We start from the raw sequence: 259 nt of genomic DNA, 5'->3' as shown, positions 1-259 counted from the left end.
AGTAATGCATCTTTTATTTTTCGTGGAACAAACCCAATCGGGTTTGTATTGTTAATAGTGGTAAATAAAATAGTATGATAGCAACCAAAGCTTATGCAGCACCGGATCCTAAATCACCTTTAGGCCCGTTTGCACTCGAAAGAAGAAATCCCGGTCCAAAAGATGTTCAAATAGAAATCTTATACTGTGGCGTATGTCATTCAGATATCCATCAGGTTCGTGATGAATGGGGTGGCTCTATTTTCCCCATGGTACCCGG

Annotated in this window: 1 protein-coding gene; it reads left to right on the top strand. The window is 40.5% G+C overall.

All coding sequences use genetic code 11. The annotated features are described in order from the left end of the window. Positions 1-74: 74 nt before the first annotated feature. On the top strand, positions 75-259 hold a 185-nt coding region (locus VJI94_RS08505), incomplete at its 3' end, for an alcohol dehydrogenase catalytic domain-containing protein (RefSeq protein WP_324009050.1).

The sequence above is a fragment of the Parvimonas sp. D9 genome (assembly GCF_035282565.1).
Taxonomy (GTDB): Bacteria; Bacillota; Clostridia; order Tissierellales; family Peptoniphilaceae; genus Parvimonas; species Parvimonas micra.
The sequence above is the reverse complement of the archived record's forward strand: the minus strand, read 5'-3'. Positions and strand labels throughout refer to the sequence as shown.